Origin of the sequence: Sunxiuqinia dokdonensis, assembly GCF_001270965.1 — a bacterium.
In the GTDB taxonomy this organism is placed as follows: domain Bacteria; phylum Bacteroidota; class Bacteroidia; order Bacteroidales; family Prolixibacteraceae; genus Sunxiuqinia; species Sunxiuqinia dokdonensis.
This window is the reverse complement of the sequence record NZ_LGIA01000171.1, coordinates 54160-76262: the sequence shown is the minus strand read 5'-3', so window position 1 is coordinate 76262 and position 22103 is coordinate 54160. Positions and strand designations below refer to the sequence as shown.

The following is a 22103-nucleotide window of genomic DNA, read 5'->3' as shown; positions in this document are numbered from 1 at the left end:
GAATTAAAAAATGGAATGCTATTTTTGCTTCCTGACGTCGTGAACTGCTTGTTGCTGTTGATTGCCTTGCGAACAATCCGTCATTGCGGCTCAGGACCTAAACATGCTGATGGATGAAAAAGTTTGCTTTAATTGTTGCCGGAGGAGTGGGCTCGCGAATGGGGGCGGAGCTTCCCAAACAATTTATAGAATTGGCCGGAAAACCCATTTTGGTGTGGACCATCCAGCGTTTTTTGGATTTTGATCCCGAAATGGACGTGGTGCTTGTTTTGCCGGCGTCGCAACTGGAGCGTTGGGAACAAATTCGCCGGCAGTTTCAGCTCACCGGTAAAATCAGGCTGGTGAGCGGCGGAGAAACCCGCTTTCAGTCGGTTAAAAACGGATTGGATGCCATCAGCGGCAGCGGAATCGTCTTTATTCACGATGGGGTTCGGCCCCTGGTGTCGGCCCAAACCTTGCAGCATTGTTTGCAAACGGCGCAGGAAAAAGGAAATGCCCTGCCGGTTTCGCCGGTGGTGGAGTCGCTTCGGCAGTTGACCGGTCAGGCGAGCCAGCATGTGGACCGGAGCCGGTTCCGACTGGTGCAAACCCCGCAAACTTTTCAAACCGAATTGATAAAAAAAGCCTACGAACAAAGGGAGTCCGATTTTTTTACCGACGATGCCTCGGTTTGCGAAGCGGCTGGAATCGCCATTCATCTGGTGGATGGAAACCCCGAAAACATCAAAATCACCAATCCCATGGACCTCCGTGTGGCCGAAGCGCTTTTAAACCTGGAGTAATCAAGTTCCGGGAATCTGGCGGCGAAGAAGTTTTGGGCTAAAGCCCGGCTTGATTTGTTGTAACGGCCCTGCACTGAAGGGCGGGCATACTGAATTGTGTCGCAGCAAAGTTAGCGGGACAAAGATGATGAGCACCATCACTAAGCCCAGGATTTGTCCGCGGGCAAAACACCACATGACACCAGAGGGCTTTAGCCCATACGCTTTCGAATCAATTCGTATCCGTTAGCAGATGCCTTTCGCCGGCTATCAAATTCACCCTATAAAATCCGACGCATTCCGCAAACCGATTATCGCCATTCCTCGACTTATTTCTTTGTTCACCGATTCTTATCCGGGAAACTTTGGGTAATAAAATAGTTTTGTGTCCGAAATTGGAAACAATCTTCATGGCGCTATGTTAATTCTTCGTAAACCAAGGAAACTTTTCGCGGAATTATAGTTTCCGATGAAAGTGGCATCCTACCTTTGCAAGGATTATGGAAGAGAAAAAAGCACAGATATTGGGGCAGGTGGGGCAGCTGTACATGAGGCATGGCATACGAAGTGTAACCATGGATGATGTTGCCGCAGAGCTGGGGATTTCGAAAAAAACCCTTTATCTGTATTTCAAGGATAAAGCGGATTTGGTGGATGCGGTGGTCGATGCGTTCTTAATGAAAGATGAAGCGTTTCATTGTCAGGAAGGCCAATCGCTGAATGCCATCGACAAGATCTTTTGGATCCGGAAGCACATCAGCGAAATGCTGAAGATCGTTCACAACAACATGGAGTACGATCTGAAGAAAAGTTATCCCGAAGTGTATCGCAAAATAAGGGCCTATAAGCGGAAACGAATCTACCTGGATAATGTGGCCATCATGGACCAGGGAAAAGCGGAAGGTTTGTTTCGCGAAGAAATAGATAGTGACGTGATGGCGCGCCTTGTGGTAGGGCGCTTTTTATTTGTGCTCAATCCCGACAATGAGGTTTTTTCGGAAGAGGAAGTGCGGGATATGCGATTGTTCGACCTGTTGATGGATTACCACTTTCATGGCGTTTGTACAGAAGAAGGCTTGAAATACTATAAACAACAATTAAACAATGTTCAGAATGAAAACTAAGACGAAACAGCTCACGACCTTGCTTTTATTTTTTTTACTGGCAAGCGGTTTAAAAGCTCAGGACGATCTGAAGTTTACTTTGGCCGAAGCCCAGGCTTATGCGTTGAAGCACTCCTATGTCATCCAAAACAGCGGGCTTGATGTTTCTGCTGCTCAAAAGAAAGTGTGGGAAACCATTGCCATGGGTTTGCCGCAAATTTCGGGGAGCGCCAATTACACCAAGTTTTTAAATCTGCCCGTATCGCTCATCCCCGGAGAGTTTTTTGGCGAAGAAGCCGGAACTTACATCCCCGTGAAGTTTGGGCAGGATTACAACTCCGACTTTGGATTTACCGTTGACCAGTTGATTTTTGATGGCTCCTACATTGTGGGTGTCGGGTCGGCCAAAATCTACCTGCAGATGGCTTCGCAGACCAAAGAGAAAACAGAAATTGAGATTAAGCATGCCGTGGCTCAATCTTACTTTATGGTGCTGGCCGCCGAGGAAAACCTGAAGGTGATGAAAGAGAACCTGCAGAACTCGCAAAAGCTGGAGCACGACACCCGCGCCATGTATGAAAATGGCTTTTCCGAAGAGCAGGATGTGGATCAAATGCGCCTGTTGGTTCAGAAGGCCGAGAATGAAATCCTGAAGGCCGAGCGCGAAATCCGCGTGGCCCGCATGGTGTTGAAATACGCCATGGGCGTGGATGTGGAAGAAACGATCGCGCTCAGCGAGTCGCTCAATGAATTTCTCGATCCGCTGCTGCAGGAGGAAGAGCCGGTTGGCGGATTCGACTATGCCTCGCACATCGATTTTCGGATGCTGGATACCCAGCGGCAATTGTCGATGAAGGAGTATAAGCTGGCCCAATCGGCTTATTTGCCCAAGCTGAGTGGGTTTTACAACTGGTCGAAAACAGCTTACGGCAACAGCGCCAACTTGTTTAAAAGCAGTGTGCCCTGGTTCAAATCATCCATGGTGGGTTTCAACCTGACGGTGCCCATTTTCACGGCAGGCCAGCAACGGGCCATTGTGAAGCAGGCGCAGTTTGCCTACCAGCAAGCGGAAAACGATCAGAAACTGGCCGAGCAAACCTTGCAGAAAGATTACCTGACGGCAGTGGCCGACATTGAAAGTGCCGTGGATCAACTCAAAAACGATGTGGACAACAAACAACTGGCCCGGAAGATTTACGACAAGACAACCATCAAGTACAACAACGGGATCAGTAGCAGTGTAGAGCTTTCGCAAACCGAAACCCAGTACATTGAGGCGCAGGGAGCCTGGGTGGCCTCCGTCATTCAACTCCTGAACTCGAAGATTACCCTAGACAAAGCAATTGGAAAACTTTAAACAAGAAACAAGATGAACCGAATCGTTAAAAACAAAAAATTGATGCATCAGCTCGCAGGCCTTTTGGTTGTTGTCCTTTTGGCTTCCTGTGCTGCTGGTAACGCCGGTAATGAGAGCCAGGAAAAACAAGCCCAGCTGGTGGAATACAAGCAGCAACTGCACGAGCTGGAGGTGAAAATAGCCGAGCTTGAAAAAGAGCTGAAAGCCACCACCGAAGAAGATAAAGTTGAAGTGGTGCTTACCGAACTTCAACCTCAAAAGTTTGAGCATTTTATTGAAGTGAGCGGCAGCGTGGAAGCCGACCAGGAAGTGAATGTCAGCCCCGAAGGTTCCGGACAGATTCTGGACATCAAGGTGAAGGAAGGACAGCGCGTTTCGAAAGGAACGGTCTTGGCGACCCTGAATGCCGAACCCATTGAACGGACCATCGATGAAGTGGAAATCAACCTGGAGATGGCCCGCACCACCTACGAGCGTCAGAAAAATTTGTGGGACCAAAACATTGGTTCGGAGTTGCAGTACCTGCAAGCCAAATCGACCATGAACTCGTTGGAGCAGCAACTGGAAGGACTGAAAGCCCAAAGAAGCATGTCGAGCATTGTGGCTCCGGTGGATGGAGTGATTGACGTGATTTACCAGAAGCAGGGACAGATTGCCAGTCCCCAGGTGCCCTTTGCCAAGTTGGTGAACATTCAAAAGATCAAGGTGTATGCCGATGTGGCCGAGTCGTACCTCACCAAGATTGAGCAGGGCGATGAAGTGCAGGTGTACTTCCCGGCCATTGGCAAAACCCACACCACCAAAATCCTGATGATTGGTAATTTTATCGATCCCAACAACCGGACATTCCGCATCCGCCTCGACCTTCAAAATAAGGACAACCTGATTAAGCCCAACCTCGATGCGGTGGTGAAGCTTCGCGATTACGTGGCTGAAGAGGCCATCGTCATTCCTTCCATCCTCATCAAGGAAGACTTCAAAGGGAAATACACCTTTGTGGTTGAGGCCGAGGGGAACAGCCAGGTCGCGCGGAAAGTCTATGTGCAGACCGGCGTGTCCGACAACAACCGCACCGAAGTGACGCAAGGCCTGGAAGCCGGCATGAAAGTCGTTTCCGAAGGATTTAGCCAGGTCATTGACGGAACCGTGGTGCATATCAATTCATGAACAGCCTGGATCGCTGTAAAAACCCATAAGCATGAAGAAAGAAAAAGTACACGATAACTCGCAACACATTACGCGGAAGTTTGGACCGGCCTACCTGGCGCTTAAAAACAAGATTACCATCTACATCCTCACCGGTATGCTGGTGGTGTTCGGATTGTTTTCCTACGTTCAAATGCCCCGGGAGTCGTTTCCGGAAATTGCCGTTCCCTATGTTTTTATCCAAACGATCTATCCCGGTAACTCGCCGGTGGATATTGAAAACCTGATTACCCGGCCCATTGAAAAGGAACTGAAAGGGATGGACGGGGTCAAGCAAGTGTCCTCGGCTTCGTACCAGGATGTGAGCACCATTGTGGTGGAGTTCAATACCGATGTGGAGATCAAGCAGGCTTTGCAGGACACCAAGGACAATGTGGACAAGGCCCGCTCCGACCTGCCCGGCGACCTGGAAGACGATCCGCTGGTGATGGACCTCGACTTCTCGGAGTTCCCCATTCTGAATGTCAACATCTCGGGCGATTTCAGCATGCGCGATCTGAAGAAGTATGCCGAAATCTTGCAGGATGAGTTTGAAAGCCTGCCCGAAATTTCGGAAGCCAATATCCGGGGAATCGACGACCGCGAAATACAGGTCAATGTTGATCCATACAAGATGGAAGCGCGTGGCATCACCTACGATGACATCGCCCTGGCCCTGCAAATGGAGAATGTGACCATTGGCGCCGGTGAATTTACAGCCGACCAAACGCGACGTGTGGTGCGTACCGAAGCCGACTACACCAACATGGACCAGATTCGCAACACCATTATCAAACTGAATGAGGGTAAGCCGGTGTATGTGCGCGAGGTGGCCGATGTGGTGGATGGATACAAGGAAAAGTCAACCATTTCGCGGCTCGACAACCGGCCGGTGGTGACCCTGGCACTGGTGAAAAAGAGTGGCGCCAACATTCTGGATGCCACCGCCAAAATCCGAAACATATTGGATGAGCAGGTGGAGCAGGGCTATTTGCCACGCAACCTCGAGATCATTGTCACCGACGACATGTCAACCTACATCAAAAACGACATTGCCACCCTCGAAAACAGCATCATCATGGGGATGATCCTGGTGATTTTTGTGCTGTTCCTCTTCTTGGGTTTCCGCAATGCCCTGTTCTCGGGACTGGCCATTCCCATGTCCATGTTCATCTCTTTTGTCATTCTCGACCAGATGGGCATCACCCTGAACTCCATGGTGCTGTACGGATTGATTCTGGCCCTGGGGATGTTGGTGGACAACGCCATTGTGGTGGTCGAAAACGTGTACCGCCTGCATGGGCTGGGCTATTCCACGCTAAGTGCCACCAAAAAAGGGGTGAGCGAAATTGCCTATCCCATCATTTCCTCCACCCTGACCACCCTGGCGGCCTTTGTGCCCCTCATGTTCTGGGAAGGCATTGTGGGCGAATTTATGGGCATCCTGCCACAAACCCTGATTGTGGTGCTGGCCTCGTCGCTGTTTGTTGCCCTGGTGCTCAACCCGCCATTCATTGCGCGGTTCATGAAAATTGATGATATCCGCAGAAAGGTGGATTGGAAAAAAACGGTGAAGCACGCCGTCATCCTCACCGCGATTGCCGCGGTGTTTTACCTGGCCAAAATCTATTTGCTGGGTAACCTCATCATGACGGTGGCCCTGCTCATGGTGCTCAATGTGCTGGTGTTTCGCCCGTGGGCACGCTGGTTTCAAACCCGTTTTTTGGTGTGGCTCGAAAACTTTTACGAACGCCAGTTGCGCAGTGCACTCACCGGCTGGAAGCCCATCCTTTATTTTGGCGGTACCTTCCTGCTGCTCGTCGTGTCCATTTGGTTTTACGGGGTGCGCCAACCCAGCGTGGTGTTTTTCCCAAGCACCGACCCGCAAACCATCTATGTCACCATGGAGCTGCCTTTGGGAACCTCCATCGACCGCACCGATGTGGTGTCGCGCCAGGTAGAAGATATCATCAACCGGACCCTCGAACCTTACCAGTCCATTGTCAAGTCGGTCACCACCTCGGTGGGCAACGGCAAAGGCGGCATGTTCGAGAACGACCAGAGCCCCAACAAATCGCTCACCTCCATTTCGTTTGTGGAGTTTAAGCTGCGCGATGGCATCAACACGGCCGAAATTATGCGGGAGCTGTCGGGCAACCTGCGGGGTTTTGTGGGTGCAAAAATCTTTGTTGAACAAGAAGAGAACGGGCCGCCGGTGGGTGCCGATGTGAACATTGAGGTGAGTGGCGACGACTTTGAACAACTCATCAAGATTACCGACGACTTCATGAACCGGATCAACCGCGACAACATTCCCGGATTGGAAGAACTGAAGCTGGACATCAATGTGAACCAGCCCGAAATGCTGGTGAAGGTGGACCGCGACAAGGCCCGCCGCTACGAACTGTCGACCCAGGAAATCGCCATGGCCCTGCGTAATTCGCTGTATGGCTACGATGTGGGCGATTTTAAAGACGGCGAAGATGAGTACGATATCTTCATTCGCCTGAAAGAAGAATACCGCAACGACGTGTCGACCCTGATGAACCAAAAGCTGATGGTGGAAGGCAATAGCATTCCCATTTCGGCCTTGGCCGACTTTGAGTACTCGTCCACCTACGACAAGGTGAACCGCATTGACCACAAGCGGGTGCTCACCATCAGCTCCAATGTCACCGAAGGTTTCAACGCCAACGAGGTGAATGCCCGAATCCGGCAGGTGCTGGCCAGCTACGAAATGCCCGGCGGTTACGACTATGCCTTTACCGGCGAACAACAGGAGCAGGACGAAAGCAGCGACTTCCTCCTCTTTGCCTTGCTGGTAGCCGTGGCCCTCATTGGCCTGATCATGGTGACCCAGTTCAACTCCTTCATCCGGCCCATGATCATCATGATCACCGTGCTGTTTAGCACCATCGGGGTGTTCCTCGGATTGGCCATCTTCAAAATGGAGTTTGTCATCATCATGACCGGAATCGGGATCATCTCCCTGGCGGGTATTGTGGTGAACAACGGCATTGTGCTCATCGACTACATCGACCTGATGCGCAAGCGGCGGCGCGATGAGCTGAACTACAGCGAAGGGGCTTTCCTGCCGGTCAAAGAAGAAATTGAATGTTTGGTCATTGCCGGAAAAACCAGGCTGCGGCCCGTGTTGCTCACGGCCATTACCACCGTGCTCGGACTGGTGCCACTGGCGGTGGGCTTCAACTTCGACTTCATTACGCTGTACACCCATTTCGACCCCGACTTTTCCTTGGGTGGCGAGAGTGTCGCCTTTTGGGGGCCCATGTCGTGGACGGTGATCTTCGGATTGAGCTTTGCCACCTTCCTCACCCTGCTCATTGCACCGGTGATGTATATGCTCACCATCCGCATCAACTACCGCATCAAAAAGTGGACAGGCATGCTTCCCGAAGAAAACCAGCCCCAGGCCGAAATCGGGGAAGCCAAAAGTTAAGTCAAGCGTTTCCTAACGCCTGATCATTGAGCGTCTCACAACAAGTGGGGCGCTCAATTTTTTTTGATTGAATCGTACAGCTTGAATCTTTTTTTAACACCAAGCCACCAAGTTGATGAAGAAGAAATACTCCCAACCACCTCCCTCCCGGTAAACCGGGAGTACTCCTTCCTTCCCCGAGTACTCGGGGAAGGAAGGGCTCTTTGTAAGGAGGAGAATTTTGGCCAGTGACATACTGCTTGCTATCAACAGCAAACCCCCGCAAGTTGAGCATTTCTCCTCCTTTTCAAGAGCCTGTCCGGCCTCTGACGGAAGGAGTACCCGAGCAACGCGAGGGGGAGGTGGTTCGTCCTTTCCACGGGGGAGGTGGTTGTCCTTTCCAAGAGCCTGTCCCGAACTCGCTTCGGGAAGGAGGTGGTCAGTCCCGCCCCAATCCGCCCGCTAAAACTCCCTATCTTTGTTGCATGGATGTGCACGATGCACGAATGAAACCGTATTGGCCATCTAAGTTTTGTTTACTACATTAGTCAGGCAAAAAATAACCGAACTTATGCCCACCGAACGACGACTTTGGACCCGCGAAGAACTGATCCTCGCCTTGAACCTGTACTTACGTTTGCCTTTTGGGAAATTGCATCACCGAACACCTGAGATCATTCATTTGGCTGAACTTGTTGGGCGCACACCGAGCGCCATGTCCATGCGGCTAAGCAACTTTGCCAGTGTTGACCCTTACCACCAGGAACGTGGAGTCCGGGGATTAACAGGGGGTATCCGACAGGTGCAACCCATTTGGGATGAGTTTATCCACAATAAGGAAGAATTGCTGTTTGAAAGCGAACGGATTTTGGCTGAGTTAGAGCACCAGGAAATTGAAACCAAGTATGCCGAGTTGTTGACCGGTACGGAAAACTTAAAAGGCGAAACCAAAGTCCGCGAAGTAAAAGTGCGCGTGAACCAATCGGTTTTTCGGCAGATTGTGCTGGCTAACTATACCGGAAAATGCGCTGTTACCGGAATCGACATGCCCGAACTGTTGATTGCCAGCCATATTATTCCTTGGGCCGAAAACAAAGAAGAACGGCTCAATCCGTCCAACGGGATTTGCTTGAGTGCCCATTTTGACAGGGCTTTCGATAGAGGTTTGATTTCATTTGATGAAAAGTACAAACTCGTTCTGGCGCCAAGCACAAAGGATTATTGTACCCGATCCTATTACCAACAATGGTTTCAGCAGTTCGAAGGGAAACCATTAATCAAACCGGCCAAGTATTTACCCCACCCCGATTTTTTGGAATGGCATCGGATGTATGTTTGCCAGTGATTTGATGGTAAAAGTATTTTAGCCGTTTGAAAATTTACTGTTAAGCATTTTTGATTACTTTTGATCAATTATATATTTATCCATGATGAGTTCTGGCAACCTTGACTTTGAAATCTTAAATTGTATTAAACAAATTGATCAGGATCAGCTAAATGCATCCAGGAATTGCAGGGCAGACAACGTTCATAGATTATTTCAATATCCCGCCATGATGGTTCCAATGAGCCAAGAAGCTGTTGTAGGAGCAATAAGAAGATTTCTTCCCTCTGATGCCTTAATGATGGATCCATTCATGGGGTCTGCAACAAGTATTATAATTGCGATGAAATACGGATTGAATTGCTTTGGTCAAGATATAAATCCTTTGGCGGTACTTCTATCCAAAGTTAAAACTAAAGTATTTCATTTGGCAAAGCTTAATGAAGGGGTGTCGATATTCACAAAGAGAATCGATGAAGACTCATCAAACAAAGTGGAAGTGAATTTCCCAAACATCAATAAGTGGTTTACTGTACAAACTCAAATTGAGCTATCAAAAATTAGGCGAGTGATTCAGTCGTTCGAAGATTTAGATTTGCGACAATTCTTTTGGATTGCGCTAGCAGAAACTGTTAGAATCACTAGCAATGACAGAACATCGACCTATAAATTGCACCAAAGGCCTCAACTGGAGATTATGAACAGAAGAATATCGCCAATTACTGAATTCAGAAAAATCGCGAGGCGAAGCTTAGATGACATAATTCGATTTGATGCAGAACTAACAAGCAAGGGATATAAAAAAGATAATTATTACACCAATAACGTCCGTATCTGCTGGGGCGACACATCTCAATCGATCAAGACCTCATTAAAATACAATTTGCTCGTATCTTCTCCTCCTTATGGCGATAACCATACAACTGTCACTTATGGGCAACATGCTTATTTGCCTTTGCAATGGATAAATTTAAAAGATATTGATGATGATCTTGATTATAACTTTCTAAGAACTACTCAAGAGATCGATAGAGTCAGTCTAGGGGGTAGAATTGAGAAAGAAGTTATCAACAATAAAGAACAATTATTTGCAAAGACCAAAGCACTCAAAGATTTCTTCGAAAGCTTTCCTGCTGAAGATCAGAGGAAACTCTCAAAAACAATCGCATTTGTAAATGATTTTGAGATATCGCTTGATCGCATTATCGAAAATCTGAGTCTAAATGCCTATTTAATTTGGACAATTGGGAATCGACATGTTGCAGGTAGAGAGATCCGGAATGATTTGATCTTGATTGAGCTGATGGAAAGTAAGGGGATAAAATTTATTTCGGATGTTGAGCGTGAAATATTATATAAGCGAATGCCTAGTCGTAATAACATCAGTAAAACAATGAGTAAAGAAAAAATCCTTATCTTCCGAAAACCCTATTGATTCAAAATGCTACAAAATTTACGCTTTGATATAAATCCACACGTAGTAAAACAGCTCGGGGAAGAACTTGTTACAGATGAAATAACAGCGCTAATGGAGCTTGTTAAAAATGCCTATGATGCAGATGCGACTTATGTTTCAGTTGAGATCGATACTACAAATAAATATTCAAATCCTTCTCTTTTCTATCCTGATCATAAAGGATATATTTTGGTTGAAGATGATGGAGATGGCATGGATTTACAAGTTATCAGAAATGCATGGCTGATAATTTCTACTTCTTCAAAAAGGAACCTTAAACTACTTAAAGCAAAAACAGCAAAGGGAAGAGCGCCACTTGGAGAGAAGGGGCTTGGAAGATTAAGCACTCAACGTTTAGCAAAATGCTGTGAGATATTTACTGCTAGAGAAAATAAAAACCAAATTCACATTGCCTTTAATTGGGAGGATTTTGAGAAAAACATAAAGTTAAGTGAGATTCCTATTGATTATAAGGAGCTAGATTCAAAGAGGAAGGGAACGACGTTAATTCTTTCCAATATTAAGGATGCTGAAGTGTGGAAAGGAAAAAACTTAGAGACTTTTAAAGGACAGATATCTCAAATGATATCTCCATATCAAGATAATAAGCCTTTTGAAGTTTTCTTAAAGGTGAATGGTGAAAGCATAGATTTGCTTGAAGAGAACGTCGCACTCAGAGATATTGCACTTTCATGTTTTTCTTTCCACTTAAAAAACGATTTATTGTTTATAACTGGCAAAATCCGCCCTGAAAAGTTAATCGGACAACGGAAAGACGAATATTTCCAATTTATAGAACCAGACAGGGGTAGAAAGTTTCAAGATTTCTTGCAACTTAAGAAAAACGATTTCAACCTTCAGAGAATGGAAGAGGGAAGTTTCTTTTTATCGTTTTCAAAACAGTTTGAACTTCATTCCGATTTGTCTAAACTTGAAATTACAGATGGAGGAATTGCCCATCCGGGGAATTTCACAGGTGAAATTCATGAATTCTCTTTTGATCGCTGGGTTAATTCTGAAGAAAAATTTCAGTCTGCTTTTAGCTCATTCTCAAACTATAGGGAATTTGCAGAGCAGCAAATTGGGATTAAAATCTATAGGAACGGATTTGCTGTTAAACCGTTTGGATTAGATGGGAACGACTGGTTAAGATTAAGAGAGGCTCAAACAACTGGGACTTCATATTATTATTTGAGGCCTTCTAACGTAATCGGCTACATTGCCATTGATGAATATGAAAACGGCAACTTGAAAGACAAAACCGACCGGGAAGGGCTGGTTTCTAATCCTTATTCTCGAAATTTTGAAAGCATGGCTTTCTTTATTAGAGATGAATGCAATCGATTCTTAAATTTTGTTCGACGTAATTACAATGAGTTTATCCTGGAACACAGTACGAAGAACAGAAAAATCCAGACAATATCACAATCTTTTAATGCGCTACAACAACCAATAGATAAAGCTAAATTGGTAAAAGACAATGCGAAAGTAGCCAAAGTGAGCATAGCAACAACGCGTAAAGAGATACAACAAGAAGCTAATAGGATTAAGCGATCGCCGCTATTCTCAAACGAAACAGAAAAGAAATACGCAGAATACTTTGCTAAAATGTCTCTTCAATTAGAAAATGCTGAAATATCATTAAATGAGATACTTCCGATCATTGAGCAGGTGGAGGTATTGGACGAAGCAATAACTGTATTAAAATCCAAGATCGAGATCCTAGATGAACAGCTTAATAACTTTTCGGAATTAGCAGGTCTTGGCCTAACTGCAGAAACGGTTAGTCACGAGTTCAAAAATATTTCAGACCAATTGGCTGAAAAATCGAGCTTTTATTCAAAGAAACTGGAGAACAACACTCTTTCCAATTCGGATATGTATGTTTTCTTTGAGTATATCACGTCTACAATTAAAGGTTTGAGAGTTCAATTGAAGCACCTTGATCCTGCATTGAAATATGTTCGTGATAAAAAAGAGAATTTTCTTGTTAGTAGTTTCTTCAAATCTCAAGAAGATTTCTTTCAGAATCGGTTTGAACGGCAAAATATTGAATTTGATTTAATAATTACAGATGATTTTGAAGTTGAAATGAACCGCGGCGTTTTTACTCAGGTAACCGATAACATTATTCTTAATTCGGAATACTGGTTAAATGATAGAAAACGGAATGAACCTGAATTCAAACCTCAAATCTCCATTGTAATACAGAAACCATGGGTGGATATTTTTGATAATGGTTTTGGTGTTTCGAAAAATGTACAAGAAAGTTTGTTTGAACCATTCGTTACATTGAAACCAAAATCGACCGGCCGAGGATTGGGATTATTTATTGTCCAGCAATTGTTGGATTCAATTGGTTGTACAATAAGTTTAGCACCAGATTTAAATGAAAATAAGCGTAGATATAAATTCACAATTAACCTTTCTAACGTGATTAAGAAATGACCTCATCAATCACAACAGCAAATGATCCGACAGCAGCTTTAGCCCAGTTATTGGAGCAAGCGGGAATAAGAAAGATTGCATACATCGATGACCGTTTTTCTATTGAAAACCTAAAAGAGGAGTTTATAGGAAACTTGAAATTTTTGAAGAAAGAAAAAGTGAGTGCTCCTAGTCTGGACTTCGTTAATTGGAGCGATCCTGATCCTATTTTTAATCGCGGGCTGGAAAAAATATGGGAGGACCTAGATGTTCTTAGCAAATATGAACATATGAAAATGATTTATGAAGCCCAGGGTAAAGATGATGATGTCGTCAATATTTCTCCGGTTATCAGTCTAAAATCTTTTATGCCAAAATATGTTGAAACATTTTCACCAGAGCAATGGGAGAAAGAGAGGGAAAATTTCTTTTCGACGACGATATTGAATGCCAACGATAGAGTACTTTGTCTATTTGACATGGAGTTAAAAGACCCGCAGAAAAACGGAATATATTATCTACTAGAAACACTCAATACCGGCGACTATATAGAACAAACTTGCTGCGCTGTTTTTTCCCATCTCATCTCTGTGGGGAAAGAATTTAATAAAAAAAAAGAATGGTGTACCACATACACCATCGCTCCCGAAATTGCAGCGAAGTTCTATCCTATTTCGAAGGAATCATTTAGTTCCGATCCCAAATGGTCTTTTATCGAAGGAATTAAGAATGTAATTCTTGTTCAGGAGGTTGAAAAATTAAAGGATCAGTCAATCGAGATACTAAAGAACGCACAGCGAAATGTAATAAAGGAGATAAGGGAGATGTCCCCAGAAACATATAACCATATCGTTCAAAGAACCTCGATTCAGGAAGGTATTTGGGAGATGAATACTCTATTTCGAGTTTCAAGTATAATCCAAGATTCGTCACTAAAAGATTCGATTACGGATCCGAAAATAAGATCAAAGTTTAATTCTTCGATAGCGACAATTCGTTCTTATGATAGGATTGTTGTAGAAAATGAGCAGGTTAGATGGAGCGAGCAGGCTATTGATTTAAGAAATAAAGAAATATTCGATGCTTCAGAGACCGTTAATCTCTTACATTATCCGCTAGCTAATGGAGATATCTTTCAGTTAGGCAAGAAGCAATATATATTGTTGGTTCAGCCATGTAACATTTCTATCCGAAAAAAAGGAAGCAGAGACCATGATTTTGAAGTTGCTTCAATAGTTGAGATTGTAAAAGAACGACCATTGCATTCGCATCTCTATGTTGAAATTGAATGTAAAGATCTGTTTGTGAAATTTCCACGTAATTACTCTTTGAGACTGGATGTTTTAGATTTAGCTATTTTTGATTCAGATGGAGTTTGCAAAATAGATTTGAAGAAAGAAGAACTTGAAAGTGAACTTTTTCATTTTCCTTTACAACTGAGATATAAGAAGTTGAGAAAGCATTATTTAAACTGTAAAAATAAGCTTTGTGAACTCGAAGATGCTTTGACGCACGTGAAAAAACTTCGACAGCTTGAAGTATTTTTAAAGCCAGTTATATCTCTTGACACATCCTTGAAAGGATTGCCTCAAAGACCATACAACCGAAGAGACGACGAATTCAATTTCAATATCAGAAGAATACGGAGGTTAAAGGAACCTTATGCTTCAGATGCCTTACAGAAATTTATGCTGTATTTATCGAGAAATGGATTTGATCACGATTACACTAAAAACAAATAATATATGAAAGTAGACCTTGAAAAAGAGGATCTTGATTTTATCTTGGAGTCACTTGAATACACAAAGCAGAAATTTGAGAACTACGAAAAATATCCATCTGGCAACTTTAGGGAAGACAGGATTGATTTTGTCATTCAGCTACAGAAAAAGCTTAAAAAAGTGGTTTTGGGTCTTTGACGTGATCGACTTGAAAGGTCGTTTCCGATCGCTGGCCGTCTCTGAGTAGTCAGGGCATTCTGTTACGCAATAGGGTTGTTTTGTCAATGCAAATCCTCAAAGTCTACCCCCGTGCCCACTTGCAGAGCATCCTTTTGAATTTGTTTCAGGGTCTTTCCGAGAATCATGCAAAGGGTTCAAAACCCCACTGGCCTAAAATTATTTTTTGTGCGTTTCATAGAATCTTCTATTGCCCGCTTACACACCCCACACCCCCCATTCTCCCCATGTCCATGTTTTTGCTTGTCCGGATTCAATCGATCGTCCGTCCAGTTGGCCGGGTTGGTCCGGCAGCTGGCGGATCGTTTGAAATTCGCTGGAACGATTTCGGATGGCGGATGATGTGGTTGTGAAACCGGGATGGCCAGGCAAATTCGGAATCGATTTTACGGGCGCCCATGGTAACGGCCGATTTAAACCCACGAATGATCGATGCCAGATTTTTGGATTGTGGCCCGAATTTATTCGCGGGTTTGCCGGATGTAGAGACGCGGTAATCGTTTTCACCAATAATGACAATCGCATGAAAATGATTGGGCATGACCACCTATTTCCAATCGGCGTTTTTCTGACTGTGGACAAGATTTTTCCCGTCGTGGCGGCTTTCATTCCGTTGTGGATAGCATTTTTCGCACTGTGGACGCTTTCTTTTCGTTGTGGACAAGATTTTTTCCGCTGTGGCGGCATTTTTTTCGCTGTGGACAAGATTTTTCGCGCTGTGGACGCTTTTTTTCCGTTGTGGATAAGATTTTTCCCGTCGTGGCGGCATTTCCCCCGTTGTGGATAAGATTCTTCTCGCTGTGGCGGCTTTGTTCTCGCTGTGGAGGGTCGGTTGGCGTTGTGGAGGGTTAAAGGTCCCCGGGGAGGGTCTTAGCTGCCCGGGGACCAATAAAATCAAGCGTAATAGCGTTTCTTTTGGTTTTCATCTTTCCAAAAGACATATTGACCATAATCACGAACAATTCGGGCCTTTTCGGCGAGTAAGGTGAATGCTTTATCCCGCATTTGTTTGTTGGCACTGCTGTCGCCTGCCGCTCCATTGGAGGCTGCCAGCAGCTCCGACATGGCATGCGACACCGTACGCGATTGCTCCAGCAGAGCCATATCAAAATTAATGGCCGTCAGTGGCTCGGGATACTTCTCACCCAACAGGGCGATATCAACCAAATCCTGCACCATATCGGCGTGGGTGGCTCCTTCGCGGATCCGCATTACTTTTTGCAGCGCTTCGCTGTGATGCCGATAGGCAAATGCCAGGTGGTGCAAAAGCTCATTCCGCAATTGATACGCTTGCGGAGATTGCTCCAACCATTCCTTTTGAGCTTCTTCGCGGGCACGATACTCACTCATCCACACGGCCTGGCAATAGCGCAGGGCGCCACTCAGGGGCCGCAGTTCATCAATCAGGGTCACATCCATACCGGCGGCAGCCAGTGCCTCGCGGTCTTCATTGGCTTCAACAGCCAGGGTTTCGGTACTTGCTACAAAATCATCAATGGGTTGATTGGGTAGCTTGACTTGATCGGATGGAAGACTCTCAATTTGGTCTTTCCATGCGTCAAAATCTTCTTGATAACTCATGAAAACATAGAATTTAGTTCTATATTGCGGCAGTTCCGCCGGCCTCTTCTTCCGCTCCTGACTTCGAACCCGGATTGGTTGATGACCAGCCGGCGGTTTACTTTCCGCAATTTTATGGTTCAATTTACGAAAGATGGATTAATAGTTCCAACAAAATATTTATCGAAAAGCATAATATAGAATCATTATTGATAAGGTGAGGAGGAAGTCGGCAGTGACAGTGATCAGTCTCAAATTCCAAGATGTTCAACCATACTCATAAAGAGTAGCACTAACGGCCAATGGCCGATCTTTTTTTTATAGGTGCAGGAACGCTGAAAAATGAGGAGCTGTTTTTAATCAAATCGGCTGGCTTGTTGTTAGTAGTAGTTCAATCGGTTTTAGACTATGACATCAAAGAAAAACATTCCTTATTCGGTTTTGGAGTTGGCACCTGTTGCCGAAGGATCCTCGCCGCGCGAAGCTTTACAGCATAGCCTCGACCTGGCACGACAGGCGGAACAGTTTGGTTACACCCGTTTTTGGGTGGCCGAGCACCACAACATGCCCAATGTGGCCAGTGCCGCAACCCCGGTCATCATTGGGTATCTGGCGCAAGGCACCACAAGCATCCGGATCGGTTCGGGCGGGGTCATGCTGCCGAACCATTCGCCCTTGATCGTTTCGGAACAATTTGGAACCTTGGCCTCGCTTTTTCCCGGGCGGATTGACCTGGGTTTAGGCCGTGCGCCGGGCACCGACCAGCTGACAGCCCGTGAAATACGCTCAGACCGGATGGTGGCTGTGCACGATTTTCCCAATGAAGTGAAGAAGATACGGCAATATTTTTCTGCCGACAACCGGAACAGTGCCGTGCGGTCTTTTGTGTCCGAGGGCACCGATGTCCCGGTGTGGATCCTGGGCTCAAGCACCGACAGCGCCTATCTGGCAGCATCACAGGGATTGCCCTACGCATTTGCCAGCCATTTTGCGCCGGCTCAACTGCTGGCCGCCTTGGAGATCTACCGCGAAAATTTCCAGCCTTCGCCACAACTTGACAAACCCTATGTGATGGTTTGCAGCCAGGTGATTGCCGCCGAGACCGATGAAGAAGCGGAACGGCAGGCGACGACCTTAAAACGGCTGATCCTGGGAATCATCACCGGACGAAGAGAACTGATGCAGCCACCCGATGATCCTTCACAGACCAGTGCCTGGGGGATCTTTCAGCGTGAGATCGATCAGATGCTGACCTATGCTCTGATTGGCGGGCGCGATAGACTAAGCGAAAATCTAAAAGCTTTCCTGGAACTGACCCAGGCCGATGAGATCATGATCACATCGCATATTTTTGACCATCAAACCCGCGTCCAGTCCTTTAAAATATTTTCAGAAATCATGGGCGACTTGTAAACTTAAAAAAGCCATGGGTGAGCTTCTTGGGAAGGAGAAACCACTCCGTCCCCGTGTACTCGGGGCCACCCCTTCCGTCAAAGGAAACTACCCTTAATAGACAACTCTATGCGTATTAATCCTCACTTGATCTGGACTTTTATGAAAGGGCCAGGCGACAGAACCCAAGGAAAAAGTTTCGATCCTTAAGTCCCCTATTTCACCCTAAGGTGAAAGCGGCGTGGGCCGTCAAAGTCGCCCGGGCCGGCGTTGGTGGGAAGGATTTTTGGTGGGTATTCAGGGTTGTGCGCCGGAAAGAAAAAATCCTGAGGTGGGGAGAAGGGTCACTTTGACTAGATTTTTGCATCCTTTTTATCAATGAAAAAGGATGTGCCCGTCCGGCATAAGGACAAGGACGCATTGACAATAAAACAAACGTTTTGCGATGCGGCGCATGCTGGCTGGGAGCATTCAAAAACTGGGTGATTGCGCCTGGTTTGATGTTGCGCATTTCAACCCTGGGTTCCGTTTCACTCCACCCAGGGCTATTGATATTTAACCCCGTTGGGGTAATCGGTTTCTCTCGGAAAAGCCAATAACTTTAATCGGTCCTGCGACCCCATCATATTTGTGTGTAAAGCCTAGTTCCCGAAGCGAGTTCGGGACAAGCTCTTGAAAAGGAGGAGAAAGGGCTCAACTCGCTGAGGTTTTCAGAGAACAGCAAGCGAAATGCCACTGGCCCAAATTCTCCTCCTTACAAAGAGCCTGTCCGGCCCCGAGTACTCGGGGACGGAAGGAGTACTCCCGGTTTACCGGGAGGGAGGTGGTTGGGCCTGTTTCTTCTTGATAAACTTGGTGGTTTCGTGTCTTCGCGTTAAAAAATCCGGCATCAAGCAGATATCTCTGGTTCATCGAGCAAATTCGCCATGAGATTGTTATTTTAGTCAAGTTGCCCGGAAACGGGCGTCATTGTTAAACCAGCATCCTGATGCATAAAACCTGAAAACCGTGAAAAATTATTGGATTCGAATCGTTGCTTGTCTGTTCTTAATGGCCCCCCTGTTTGTTGCTGCACAGTCGGTGGTGCGTGGCTTTGTTTATGAAGATGTGAACCAAAACAACCGGAAAGACCGCCGTGAGCAAGGGGTTTCCGGAGTGGCGGTTTCCAATGGCCTTGAGGTGGTGCAAACCAATGCGGAAGGCGCGTACGAGCTGCCTGCTTCCGACGATCAGATCATTTTTGTGATTAAACCGGCTGGCTACCAGTTGCCGGTCAACGAATTTAACCTGCCACAGTTCTACACCATCCATAAGCCAGAGGGCTCTCCCGATTTGAAGTACAAAGGCAGCGAACCCACCGGCAAACTTCCCCGCTCGGTTGACTTTGCGCTGCTTCCTTCAGAAGAAAAAACCGACTTTCAAATGCTGGTCTTTGGTGATCCGCAGCCCTACACCCAACAGGAAATTGATTTTTTTGCCCAAGGCATTGTCTCGGAGCTGGAACAGGTCCAGGGCGTTGATTTGGGCCTTAGTCTCGGCGATTTGGTGGGCGACGACCTCAACTTGTTTGATCCCTATAAACGGGCGGTGGCCGCCATTGGCATTCCCTGGTTTAATGTGATGGGCAACCACGATATGAACTACGACGGGGAGGCCGACCACCTGACCGATGAAACCTTTGAAACCCACTTTGGGCCGGCGAACTACGCCTTTAATCATGGACAAGTGCACTTCATTGTGCTCGATGATATTTTGTATCCCGACCCGCGCGATAGCCGCGGTTATTGGGGTGGCTTTCGCGAAGACCAGCTCCGGTTTGTTGAAAACGACTTGCAGTTTGTTCCCAAAGATCATTTGGTGGTGCTGGCTTTTCATATCCCCATCAGCGAGCCCGACGGCGACGCCTTCCGCGATGAGGACCGCAACCGCCTCTTCGAATTGCTAAAGGACTATCCGCATACATTGTCCATGTCGGCACACACCCATTTGCAGCGCCAGGATTTTATGACTGCGGAACACGGCTGGCTGCAGGAGCAGCCTCACTACCACTACAATGCCGGTACTACCTCGGGCGATTGGTACAGTGGGCGCCTGAACGAACAAGGGGTGCCGATCTCGACCATGCGCGACGGAACACCCAAGGGCTATGCGCTTTTGAGTTTCTCGGGGAATGAGTATAAGCTACGCTACCAGGTGGCTGGTCAATCGCCAGACTACCAGTTTGAGATTTTTGCGCCCAAAGTGTTGGAACAAAATAAACGGACCTCAGCCGGTATTGTGGTCAACTTTTTTATGGGTAGCGAACGCGATACCGTGTACTGCCGCATTGATGACGGGGAGTGGAAACGAATGAGTTATATGAACGACTACGACCCGGCCTACCTGCACCTTTTGCACGAGTGGGACTTCACCGAGGAATTGCTGGACGGCCGGCGCCCTTCGAACCCAAAAGCCAGTACCCACCTCTGGCGCACGGGTATTCCAAACAACCTGGACGTGGGTGACCACACCATCGAAGTGAAAGTGACCGACCAGTTTGGACAAACCTTCACCCAAAGCAGCAGCTACCGCATTGAAGCGCCTTAGACGATGGAGGCAGGGGACAGTCGCAGTGAGCAGTGACGGTAGGCAGTGGTTGGCTGCAAGCCTCATGTCTGTCCAACCACAGAGGTTTGGAGGAGCCAGAGAGACTTGCAGTGCCAGTCGCCTTTAGCTTCAAGCTACAAGCTGCAAGTAGCGCAACTCGCTGGTAGATCCTGATCCGGCGGTTGCCGGATAGCTTGGCACTTTTCGCCCAGGGCGTTTGCGATGTATGTTATGGCGAGTCATGCCGAACTTGTTTCGGCATCTCCATGGAACGAGGAAAGCTTGGTTTTAGCCGGCAGATCCTGATCCGGCGGTTGCCGGACGGAAAAATGCGGCGTTTGCGAGGGGAAAGAATCAAGAAGAGTTAATTTAAGGTTCCAAGCACCTCCCCTTGGAGTTGCGCTTGGATCTTTCTTCCCGAAGCGAGTTCTGGACAAGCTCTTGGAAAGGACAAACCACCTCCCCCTGCGCTTCGCTTGGGTACTCCTCCTTGGAAAGGAGGAGAATTTGCGGCAGTACATTACGCTTGCTTTTTGCTCCAAACCTCCGGGAGATGCGCCCTTTCTCCTCCTTACAAAGGAGGAGTCCTCCCGGTTTACCGGGAGGGAGGTGGTTGGGCTTTTCTTTCTATTCCTCTTTCCGTTGATTTGGGGTAAACAGGCCTGCGGGTTGAGGGTTTAAGGTTTTCTCATCCTTTTTAATAACAGCGTGTTAGTTTCAGAAAGGAGAACCGCTTTTATGTTGGATGAGCTTTTTTGTTGCAAGAAAATAATTGTAAGTTTGTAGGAAACATTCAAAAGGTATGGAAAAGTTAATTTTAGAAATCGACACCCGGAATAATAAAGGCAAGTACTTGCTCGGCTTAATCAAGGAAATGGCTAAAGACGGGGCGTTTGTCAAAATCCATAAAAATGACTTAGCCAATGAATTAAGAACATCAATTAAGGAAATGAAGGCTGGAAAAACAAAACCAATCGATCAGCTTTTTGAATGAGAATTACCGTTCGATACACCCAAACATTCAGCCGAAAGTTTAAAAAATACGCCAGAAAGTTTCATTCTTTGTCAGCCGATTTAAAACTCTTCATCACTAGAATTGAAAGCATAAAACCGATTGATTTAGGTGGAAATATCTATAAGTACAGGCTTTCTGTAAAATCAAAGAACAAAGGCAAAAGCGGGGGTTTTAGGATTCTTACTTTTGAACTCATTGTTTCTGAGAATGAGAAGAATGTCACGTTATTATCGATCTACGACAAAAGCGAACAAGCAGCACTTCCCAAAAAACAAATTACTGAGATCTTAAAAGATGAAGGTTTAATCTAAGCTTCACCCTGAGCGCTATGGTTTTTTCGTTCGTCCTGGGTTTTCGTCTTCTTCAACATCTTCGCATCCTCGTGTTAAAAAAAGCAGCAAGCTCCAAGTCACCGGCAGATCCTGAAACAAGTTCAGGATGACTCGTCGCGTGGGCATCCGCCGAGTAGCAAAGAGATCTTGAAATGAATTCGGGATGCCACTCCGTTTTAGCGAGGCAGGAGGAAGTGGATTGGAAGCA

Annotated in this window: 16 protein-coding genes; 14 read left to right on the top strand and 2 right to left on the bottom strand. The window is 46.4% G+C overall.

The annotated features are described in order from the left end of the window. Positions 1–113 precede the first annotated feature (113 nt). The 10 genes from NC99_RS14245 to NC99_RS21935 all read left to right on the top strand — a co-directional run bounded on the left by NC99_RS14245 (position 114) and on the right by NC99_RS21935 (position 14971). Entirely contained in the window at positions 114–782 is a 669-nt protein-coding gene (locus NC99_RS14245) for a 2-C-methyl-D-erythritol 4-phosphate cytidylyltransferase (RefSeq protein WP_053184899.1), read from the top strand. Between the two features lie 479 nt (positions 783–1261). Next, positions 1262–1885 carry a TetR/AcrR family transcriptional regulator gene (locus NC99_RS14240; RefSeq protein ID WP_053184895.1) on the top strand — a complete coding sequence of 208 codons (624 nt, stop codon included), beginning with the start codon at positions 1262–1264 and terminating at the stop codon, positions 1883–1885. Further along, a complete protein-coding gene (locus NC99_RS14235; protein WP_053184892.1) occupies positions 1875–3221 on the top strand; it encodes a TolC family protein in 1347 nt (448 codons plus the stop codon). The genes NC99_RS14240 and NC99_RS14235 overlap by 11 nt, the downstream gene beginning before the upstream one ends. A 42-nt stretch (positions 3222–3263) precedes the next feature. Beyond that, positions 3264–4388 (top strand): efflux RND transporter periplasmic adaptor subunit, encoded by a 1125-nt coding sequence (locus NC99_RS14230; RefSeq protein WP_162231228.1) that lies wholly within the window; start codon positions 3264–3266, stop codon positions 4386–4388. A gap of 31 nt (positions 4389–4419) precedes the next feature. Further along, the gene (locus NC99_RS14225) at positions 4420–7866 is read left to right on the top strand and encodes an efflux RND transporter permease subunit (protein ID WP_053184885.1); all 3447 of its coding nucleotides are present in this window, start codon (positions 4420–4422) and stop codon (positions 7864–7866) included. 550 nt (positions 7867–8416) lie between these two features. Beyond that, positions 8417–9190: an HNH endonuclease gene (locus NC99_RS14215; protein WP_053184879.1), complete on the top strand. Its 774-nt coding sequence runs from the start codon at positions 8417–8419 to the stop codon at positions 9188–9190. Between the two features lie 82 nt (positions 9191–9272). Further along, entirely contained in the window at positions 9273–10604 is a 1332-nt protein-coding gene (locus tag NC99_RS14210) for a hypothetical protein (protein WP_053184876.1), read from the top strand. Positions 10605–10610: 6 nt separating this feature from the next. Beyond that, the gene (locus NC99_RS14205; RefSeq protein ID WP_053184873.1) at positions 10611–13073 is read left to right on the top strand and encodes a sensor histidine kinase; all 2463 of its coding nucleotides are present in this window, start codon (positions 10611–10613) and stop codon (positions 13071–13073) included. Next, a complete protein-coding gene (locus NC99_RS14200) occupies positions 13070–14794 on the top strand; it encodes a hypothetical protein (protein ID WP_053184870.1) in 1725 nt (574 codons plus the stop codon). Before NC99_RS14205 ends, NC99_RS14200 begins: the two co-directional genes overlap by 4 nt. Positions 14795–14797: 3 nt before the next feature. Beyond that, complete coding sequence (locus NC99_RS21935) at positions 14798–14971, top strand: hypothetical protein (RefSeq protein WP_157624909.1); 174 nt, start codon at positions 14798–14800, stop codon at positions 14969–14971. A gap of 292 nt (positions 14972–15263) precedes the next feature. Here the strand turns inward: NC99_RS21935 and NC99_RS14195 are convergent, their stop codons facing one another. Both NC99_RS14195 and NC99_RS14185 read right to left on the bottom strand, forming a co-directional pair. Beyond that, on the bottom strand, positions 15264–15551 hold the full coding sequence (locus NC99_RS14195; RefSeq protein WP_053184867.1) for a hypothetical protein: 288 nt from the start codon (positions 15549–15551) through the stop codon (positions 15264–15266). A 353-nt stretch (positions 15552–15904) separates the two neighbouring features. After that, the gene (locus NC99_RS14185) at positions 15905–16591 is read right to left on the bottom strand and encodes a hypothetical protein (RefSeq protein WP_157624907.1); all 687 of its coding nucleotides are present in this window, start codon (positions 16589–16591) and stop codon (positions 15905–15907) included. Positions 16592–16978: 387 nt separating this feature from the next. Between NC99_RS14185 and NC99_RS14180 the strand changes: the two genes are divergently transcribed. From NC99_RS14180 to NC99_RS14160, 4 genes are all read left to right on the top strand, one after another. Further along, positions 16979–17983: an LLM class flavin-dependent oxidoreductase gene (locus NC99_RS14180; protein ID WP_053184857.1), complete on the top strand. Its 1005-nt coding sequence runs from the start codon at positions 16979–16981 to the stop codon at positions 17981–17983. A 987-nt stretch (positions 17984–18970) separates the two neighbouring features. After that, positions 18971–20548 (top strand): calcineurin-like phosphoesterase C-terminal domain-containing protein, encoded by a 1578-nt coding sequence (locus NC99_RS14175; RefSeq protein ID WP_082326496.1) that lies wholly within the window; start codon positions 18971–18973, stop codon positions 20546–20548. 802 nt (positions 20549–21350) lie between these two features. Beyond that, a complete protein-coding gene (locus tag NC99_RS14165) occupies positions 21351–21542 on the top strand; it encodes a hypothetical protein (protein WP_053184848.1) in 192 nt (63 codons plus the stop codon). After that, positions 21539–21874, top strand: coding sequence for a type II toxin-antitoxin system RelE/ParE family toxin (locus NC99_RS14160; protein WP_053184845.1), 336 nt, complete (start codon positions 21539–21541; stop codon positions 21872–21874). Before NC99_RS14165 ends, NC99_RS14160 begins: the two co-directional genes overlap by 4 nt. Positions 21875–22103: the final 229 nt, after the last annotated feature.